General features: G+C 74.1%; 3 protein-coding genes. All 3 read left to right on the top strand.

From position 1 onward, the window contains the following. On the top strand, positions 1–1,140 hold a 1,140-nt coding region (locus tag ACF1DX_RS38795; RefSeq protein WP_391795848.1), incomplete at its 5' end, for a KR domain-containing protein. 35 nt (positions 1,141–1,175) lie between these two features. Then, positions 1,176–6,002, top strand: coding sequence for a beta-ketoacyl synthase N-terminal-like domain-containing protein (locus tag ACF1DX_RS38790; protein ID WP_391795847.1), 4,827 nt, complete (start codon positions 1,176–1,178; stop codon positions 6,000–6,002). 329 nt (positions 6,003–6,331) lie between these two features. Then, positions 6,332–8,241 (top strand): type I polyketide synthase (locus tag ACF1DX_RS38785; protein WP_391795846.1); only part of this gene is annotated, 1,910 nt, incomplete at its 3' end.

Here is an 8,241-nt window from a genome sequence, read left to right as displayed (position 1 = left end):
GACCGCGACGCCACCGCCGCCCTCCTCGCCGGCGTCCCCGCCGCACACCCGCTCACCGCGGTCGTCCACACGGCCGGCGTCCTCGACGACGGCGTCGTCGCCTCGCTCACCCCCGAACGGCTCGCCACCGTCCTGCGGCCCAAGGTCGACGCCGCCTGGCACCTGCACGAACTCACCCGCGACCTGGACCTGGCGGCGTTCCTGCCGTTCTCGTCCATCGCCGGTGTCATGGGCAGCCCCGGCCAGGGCAACTACGCCGCCGCCAACTCCTTCCTCGACGCCCTGACCGCGCACCGCCGCTCCCAGGGCCTGGCCGGCACCTCCCTCGCCTGGGGCCCCTGGTCCCACGACGGCGGCATGACCAGCACCCTCTCCGACACCGACATGCGCCGCATGCAGTCCGGCGGTCTCCCGCCGCTCTCCGTCGACCAGGGTTTCGGCCTCTTCGACATCGCACGCGGCTCCGACGAGTCGTTCCTGGTCCTGGTCGGCCTCGCCCCCGGCGCCATGCGCGGCGCCGCCCCCGAGGACCTGCCGCCGCTCTTCCGCGGCATGGTCAGGAGCAGCCGCCGCACCGCCGCCGCCACCGACGCGGCCGGAGCGGCCGCCGCCCTCGGCGCCAGGCTCGGCGAACTCCGCGCCGACGAACGCGTCCGGTACGTCACCGACCTGGTCCGCGAACAGGCCGCCCGGGTCCTCGGCCACGCCACACCGAAGGCCGTCGACGTCACCCAGGAGTTCCGGGAGCTCGGCTTCGACTCGCTGACCGCCCTGGAACTGCGCAACCACCTCTCCACGGCGACCGGGCTGCGCCTGCCGGCCACCCTGGTCTTCGACTACCCGACCCCCACGGCGCTCGCCGAACACTTCGTCTCCGAACTGGCCCCCGGCGACGAGAGCCCGCAGGGTCCCTCGCTGCTCGCCGAACTCGACCGCCTGGAAGCGCTCTTCGCGGCGGGCGAGCACGACGAGATCACCCGCGCGGGACTCGCCCTGCGGCTCGGCCAGATGCTGGACAAGGTGCGCGGCAGCGCACCGGAGCAGACCGGCACCCCCGTGGACGACGCCTTCGAATCGGCCAGCGCCGACGAGGTGTTCGCCTTCATCGACAACGAGCTCGGCCGCATGGGCGACCACTGAGACGAGCCGATTCACCACAGGAAGGGTTTCCCGTCATGCCCGATGACAAAAAGCTCGTCGACTACCTGAAGTGGGTCACGGCCGACCTGCACAAGACCCGTCGGCGGCTGGAGGAGGCCGAGGCGAGCCGGCACGAGCCGATCGCCATCGTGGGCATGGCCTGCCGGCTGCCCGGCGAGGTCGCCTCCCCGGAGGACTTCTGGCGGCTGCTGGACGAGGGCCGCGACGGCATCGCCCCGTTCCCCACCGACCGGGGCTGGGACCTCGCCGCCCTGGGCGGCGAGGGGGCCGGCAGCAGCGCCGCCGCCGAAGGCGGCTTCGTCGACGCCGCCGCCTTCGACGCCGGCTTCTTCGGCATCTCGCCGCGCGAGGCCGTCGCCATGGACCCGCAGCAGCGGCTCCTGCTGGAGACCACCTGGGAAGCCGTGGAACGCGCCGGCCTCGACCCGGTGTCCCTGCGCGGCTCCCGCACCGGCGTGTTCGTCGGCACCGCCGGCGTCGACTACGTCGGCGTCGTGATGAACTCCCGCGAGGACGCCGAGGGCCACGCCACCACCGGCCTCACCGCCAGCGTCGTCTCCGGCCGCGTCGCCTACGCCTTCGACCTCGCCGGCCCGGCGGTCACCGTGGACACCGCCTGCTCCTCCTCCCTGGTCGCCATCCACCTGGCCGCCCAGTCCCTGCGCCAGGGCGAGTGCGGCCTCGCCCTCGCGGGCGGTGTCACCGTCATGTCCACCCCCATGGGCTTCTCCGGCTTCACCCGGCAGGGCGGCATCTCCACCAGCGGCCGCTGCAAGGCGTTCGCCGACTCCGCGGACGGCACCGGCTGGTCCGAGGGCGCCGGAGTACTCGTCCTGGAGCGGCTCTCCGACGCCCGCCGCAACGGGCACCAGGTCCTCGCCGTCGTCCGCGGCTCCGCCGTCAACCAGGACGGCGCCTCCAACGGGCTCACCGCGCCCAACGGACCCTCCCAGCAGCGCGTCATCCGGCAGGCCCTCGCCGGCGCCGGACTCTCACCCGCCGACGTGGACGCCGTCGAGGCCCACGGCACCGGCACGCCCCTCGGCGACCCCATCGAGGCGCAGGCGCTGCTGGCCACCTACGGCCAGGACCGTCCCGCCGACCGGCCGCTGCTGCTCGGCTCGGTGAAGTCCAACATCGGCCACTCCCAGGCCGCCGCCGGAGTCGCCGGCGTCATCAAGACCGTCCTGGCCATCCGCCACGGCGTCCTGCCCAAGACCCTCCACGTGGACGCGCCCTCCACCCACGTCGACTGGACCGCGGGCAACGTCCGCCTCCTCACCGAACGCACCCCCTGGCCGGAGACCGGCCGGCCGCGCCGCGCCGCCGTGTCCTCCTTCGGCATCAGCGGCACCAACGCCCACCTGGTCGTCGAGCAGGCCCCCGAACCCGAGGAGCCGGAGCGGCCCGCCGCACCGACGACCCACCCGGCAGTCGTGCCGTGGCCCGTCGCCGGCAAGACGAAGGGCGCCCTGGAGGCGCAGCTCGCAGGGGTGTCGGCACTGACCGACGCCACTGCCCTGGACGTGGGCTTCTCCCTGGCGTCGGGGCGGTCGGCGTTCGAGCACCGGGCGGTGCTCCTCGCGGGCGCGGAGGGCGGGGCGCCGGCCGAGGTGGCGCGCGGACGCGCGGCGCAGCGCTCGCTCGCTGTCCTCTTCTCGGGCCAGGGGTCGCAGCGGGCCGGGATGGGGCGTGAACTGTACGCCGCCTTCCCGGTGTTCGCGGAGGCGCTGGACGCCGTACTGGCGCGTCTTGACGTGGAGTCGGAGCGTCCGTTGCGTGAGGTGCTGTTCGCGGAGGAGGGCACGCCCGAGGCGGAACTCCTCGACACCACCGGCTACACCCAGCCCGCGCTGTTCGCGGTCGAGGTGGCGCTGTACCGGCTGGTCGAGTCGTGGGGGGTGCGGCCCGACTACGTGGCAGGTCACTCCGTAGGCGAGATCACGGCCGCGCACGTCGCGGGGGTTCTCTCCCTGGAGGACGCCTGCACGCTGGTCGCGGCGCGTGCCCGGCTGATGCAGCAACTCCCCTCCGGAGGCGCGATGGTTGCCGTACAGGCCACCGAGGAGGAGATCACCCCCCACCTGACCGAGGGGATCACTCTGGCAGCGGTGAACGGCCCGGACGCGGTGGTGATCGCGGGTTCCGAGTCCGAAGTCGTCTCCCTGGCGGAGGAGTTCACCGCGCGGGGCCGCAAGACGCAGCGTCTGTCGGTCAGTCACGCCTTCCACTCGCCGCTGATGGAGCCGATGCTCGACGCCTTCCGCGCCGTCGCGGAGACGCTGACGTACGCCGAGCCGCGCATTCCCGTCGTCTCCAACGTGACCGGCGAGATCGCCGGCCCCGAGCTGCTGTGCTCGCCCGAGTACTGGGTGCGCCACGTCCGCGGCACCGTCCGCTACGCCGACGGCGTACGCGCCCTGGCCGACGCCGGAGCGGACGCCTTCCTGGAACTGGGACCCGGCGCCGTCCTCACCGCCCTGACCCGGCAGACCCTCGGGGACGAGGCGGACGCCGTGGCGGCGCCCGCCCTGCGCGCCCGGCGCGACGAACAGACCGCACTGCTCACCGGGCTGGCCGAACTGCACGTCGCGGGCGTCCGCGTCGACTGGACCGCCTTCTTCGAGGGAACCGGCGCCCGCCGCACCGACGTTCCCACCTACCCCTGGCAGCACCGCGCCTACTGGCCGCGGCCCCTCGCCTTCGCCGGGGACGTGGCCGGTGCCGGACTCACCCCCGCCGAACACCCCCTGCTCGGCGCGGCGGTGTCACTGGCCGGCACCAACGGAGTGCTGCTCACCGGAAGGGTGTCCCTGCGCACCCACCCCTGGCTCACCGACCACACCATGGGCGGCATGGTCCTCTTCCCGGCGACCGGCTTCCTCGAACTGGCCGTGCGCGCCGGCGACCAGGTGGGCTGCGGCCGGGTGCAGGAACTCACCCTGACCACCCCGCTCGTGCTCGACGCCGCGAGCGCCGTCGCCGTCCAGGTGCGCGTCGGTGCCCCCGACGGGTCCGGAGGCCGGGAACTCGGCATCCACTCCCGGGCCGCCGACGCCCCCGACGAGCCGTGGACCCAGCACGCCACCGGTGTCCTCGTCCCCGACGAGCGGCAGGTCGAGTTCGACGCCGCCCAGTGGCCGCCGCAGGGCGCCGACCCCCTCGACCTGACCGGCTTCTACGAGCGCACCGAGTACGGTCCCCTCTTCCAGGGCCTGCGCGCCGCCTGGACCCGCGGCGAGGAGGTCTTCGCCGAACTGGAGCTGCCCGGCCGCACGGACGACGCCGAACTGTTCGCCCTGCACCCGGCCCTGCTCACCGCCGCACTGCACGCCGTGGAGTTCGTCGAACTGAAGGACGCCGACCAGGGCCTGCTGCCGTTCTCCTGGTCCGGGGTGTCCCTGCACGCCTCCGGCGCCGCCCGGCTGCGGGCGCGCCTGGCCAAGGCCGGGGAGGACACCGTGTCCATCGCCGCCGTCGACCCCGCGGGCCGGCCCGTCCTGTCGGTCGAGGCGCTGGCCCTGCGTCCGTCGTCCGCCGCCCGGCTGCTCGGTCCCGGCGCCGCCGACCGGCCCGCCGCACCCGCCGCACGCACGGCCCGCCCGGCCGCGACCGTCTCCACGGTGCCGGTCCGCACCACCGACCCGGCCTCCTTCCGCGACCGGCTGGCCACCCTCGGCGCCGCCGAACAGGAACAGGCCCTGCACGACCTGGTCGTCACCTGCGCCGCGGCACTCCTCGGCCACCCCGACACCTCCGAGGTCGATCCCGAACGCGACTTCCTGGAACTCGGCTTCGACTCCCTCATCGGCATCGAACTGCGCCGCAGGCTCAGTGAGGCCACCGGCCTGCAACTGCCCGCCGGCATCGTCTACGACAGCGGCTCCCCGAACGGCCTCACCTCCTGGCTGCTCACCGAACTCGGCGCCCAGGGCGGCGGTTCCGTCCCCCGGGGCGGCGGCGTGCCGGGCGGCCCGGTCGAGAACGACTCGATGGAGCGGCTGTTCCTCGACGGCCTCGCCCAGGGCAAGACCCGGGAGGCGCAGCGCATGCTGGCCACCGTCGCCGCACTGCGGCCCACCTTCGAGGCGACCGCCGAACTGGAGGACCTGCCCTGGCCGGTGACGCTCGCCGAGGGCCCGGCCGCCTCGCGGCTGGTCTGCGTCAGCGCGCCCACCGCCAACGGCGGCGTCCACCAGTACGCCCAGCTCTCCGCGCACTTCCGGGGCAGCCGTGACGTGGCCGCACTGCCGCTGGTCGGCTTCGCCACCGGTGAGGCCCTGCCCGCCGGACCGGAGGCCGCCGCCCGGGTGATCGCCGAGAGCGCCCTGCAGGCCGCCGACGGCCGGCCCTTCGTCCTCGTCGGCCACTCCTCGGGCGGCTCCCTCGCCTACGCCGCCGCCGGCGTGCTGGAGACCACGTGGGGCATCCGCCCCGCCGCCGTCGTCCTGCTCGACACCCTGAGCATCCAGCACAAGAACGACGAGGGCGTGGACTTCTCGGGCATGATGCGGTTCAACTTCACCGCCGTCGACGACTCGCCCGTACGGCTCACCAACTCCCGGCTGTCCGCGATGGGCCGCTGGATGGTCCTGCTCAACGCCCTAGACGTGCACCCCACCACCGCGCCCGTCCTCGAGATCAAGTGCACCCGCGCCCTCATCGAGGGCGTCCCCGCACCGGACGCGGACACCCTGCACGAACCACTGGTTCCGTCGGCCACCGTACGGCCGGTCGACGCCGACCACCTCTCCGTGATCCGCGAGGACTCCGCCAAGGCCGCCGCCCTCATCCAGGAGTGGCTGACCGAACTGGAGGCACCGGCGGCCGCCGCCCGATGACCGATCGGACGGCAGTACGGAGATGACCGATCGGGCGGCAGCCCCATAACCGATCCAGCACGAGGGAATTCACCAGTTCCCCTCCCCGGGCCGGGCGCACGTGGCACCCACCACGGCGCCCGGCCCCGCCTTTCCCCGAGGCTTTAGGGAAACCCGCAGTCCGGGACGGCCAGACTGACCACCGGACCGGGTCGGCCTGCGACCCGGACCGGAAGACCACCGGCCGGCGCTCCCCGCGCACCGCCGGTTCTTCCGACAGGGTCGGGGCGTGGATCCGGACATCGCCGCTCTCCGCGTTTTCCGGAATCCGAGTGAGAGGTGGGCACCTGATGTCGAACGAGGACAAGCTCCGCGCGTACCTCAAGCGGGCGATCGCCGACCTCCAGGAGGCCCGGCAGCAGCTCAGCGAGGCCGAGAACCGCGACCGCGAGCCCGTCGCCGTCGTCGCCATGGCCTGCCGCTACCCCGGTGGCGCCCGCTCGCCCGAGGAACTGTGGGAGCTGGCCCGGGACGGTGTGGACGCGATCTCCGCGTTCCCCGCCAACCGAGGCTGGGACCTCGACCGGCTGTTCCACCCCGACCCCGCCCACCACGGCACCACCTACGCCCGCGAGGGCGGCTTCCTGCACGAGGCCGGCGAGTTCGACCCGGCGTTCTTCGGGATCTCCCCGCGCGAGGCCCTCGCCATGGACCCGCAGCAGCGCCTGCTCCTGGAGACCTCCTGGGAGGCCCTGGAACGCGCCGGGATCCTCCCGGACTCCCTCACCGGCAGCCCCACCGGCGTCTTCGTCGGCACCGGGCACGGCGACTACGACGGCGCCGCGCGCGGCCGTCAGGAGGAGGTCGCCGGACACCTCCTGACCGGCAACACGGTCGCCGTCGCCTCCGGCCGCCTGTCCTACACGTACGGCTTCGAAGGCCCCGCCGTCACCGTCGACACCGCCTGCTCCTCCTCCCTGGTCGCCCTCCACCTGGCCGTGCGTTCCCTGCGCCAGGGGGAGTGCTCCCTCGCCCTGGCCGGCGGCGCCACCGTCATGTCGACGCCGAAGATGTTCACCGAGTTCGCCCGCCAGCGCGGCCTGGCCGCAGACGGCCGCTGCAAGGCGTTCGCCGCCGCCGCCGACGGCACCGCCTGGTCCGAGGGCGTCGGCATGGTCCTGCTGGAGCGGCTCTCCGACGCCCGCCGCAACGGCCACCGGGTCCTCGCCGTCATCCGCGGCTCCGCCATCAACCAGGACGGTGCCTCCAACGGCCTCACCGCCCCCAACGGGCCCTCGCAGCAGCGCCTGATCCGCCAGGCCCTCATCGACGCCGGACTGTCCGCCGCCGAGGTCGACGTGGTCGAGGCGCACGGCACCGGCACCACCCTGGGCGACCCGATCGAGGCGCAGGCGCTGCTGGCCACCTACGGCCAGGACCGTCCCGCCGACCGGCCGCTGCTGCTCGGCTCGCTGAAGTCGAACATCGGCCACACCCAGGCCGCCTCCGGTGTCGGCGGCGTCATCAAGATGGTGCAGGCCATGCGGCACGGCACGCTGCCCAAGAGCCTCCACATCGACGCGCCCACCCCGCACGCCGACTGGGCCGACGGCGCCGTCGAGCTGCTCACCGAGCACGCCGACTGGCCGGAGACCGGCCGGCCCCGCCGCGCCGCCGTGTCCTCCTTCGGCGTCAGCGGCACCAACGCCCACCTGGTGCTGGAGCAGGCCCCGGAACCGGAGCCGGCCGACGAGGCCGACGACCGGGCGGAGGGCCCGGTGTGGCTGCCGTGGGCGGTGTCGGCGAAGTCGCGTGAGGCGGTGCGGGAGCAGGCGGCGCGGCTGGCGGCGTCCGTGCGTGACAGTGGCGCGGGCGCGCTGGACGTGGCGCATTCGCTGGTGTCGACCCGTGTGGCGATGGAGCACCGTTCGGTCGTGGTGGGCAGCGGCCTCGACGACCTTCTCGCCGGCCTCGACGCCCTCGCCGCCGGCCGGCCCGCCCCCGGCCTCGTCGACGGCACCGCCACCGAAGGCGGCGGCGTCGTCTTCGTCTTCCCGGGTCAGGGTTCCCAGTGGGCCGGTATGGCCGTCGAACTCCTCGACACCTCACCGGTGTTCGCCCGGCGGATGTCCGCCTGCGCCGACGCGCTCGCTCCCCATGTCGACTGGTCGTTGCTGGATGTGGTGCGGGGTGTGGAGGGTGCTCCTTCGTTGGAGCGGGTGGATGTGGTGCAGCCGGTGTTGTGGGCTGTGATGGTGTC

Origin of the sequence: Streptomyces sp. NPDC014676 (genome assembly GCF_043084105.1) — a bacterium.
Taxonomy (GTDB): Bacteria; Actinomycetota; Actinomycetes; order Streptomycetales; family Streptomycetaceae; genus Streptomyces.
Note: the sequence above shows the minus strand (reverse complement) of the source record. Positions and strands in the feature narration are given on the sequence as shown.